General features: G+C 71.7%; 1 protein-coding gene. It reads left to right on the top strand.

Features of this window, described 5'->3' with window-relative positions:
* A partial coding sequence (locus tag J5F18_RS16470) for a NapC/NirT family cytochrome c (protein ID WP_346299624.1) occupies positions 1-265 on the top strand: 265 nt, incomplete at its 5' end.
* Positions 266-378 lie beyond the last annotated feature (113 nt).

Below are 378 nucleotides of genomic sequence, written 5' to 3'. Positions count from 1 at the left end.
CGAGCGGGAGTGGGCGCGGCTGCGCGCCAACGACTCCCTGGAGTGCCGAAACTGCCATGAGTTCGAGCACATGGACTTCACCCAGCAGAGCACGCGGGCGGCCCGCGCCCACTCCACCACCCTGGCGGAAGGGGAGGCGACCTGCATCGACTGCCACAAGGGCATCGCCCACGAGCTGCCGGACATGGGCCCCGACTTCGAGCCCGGCACCGCCGGACTGCCGGGCATCCAGTCGTGGGTCGCCCACCTGGAGCGCGACGGTTGACGACAGGCCCGGCCCAAGGCTGGGCCGCTTGCCGAAGCAGCGACATCGCCGGCAGCTTCCGCCGGCGATGTCGCTTCGTGCCGGATGGGACGGCGGTGGCCCGGGAGCATGTC

It is taken from the genome of Halomonas sp. BM-2019 (genome assembly GCF_017584085.1).
The sequence above is the reverse complement of the archived record's forward strand: the minus strand, read 5'-3'. Positions and strand labels throughout refer to the sequence as shown.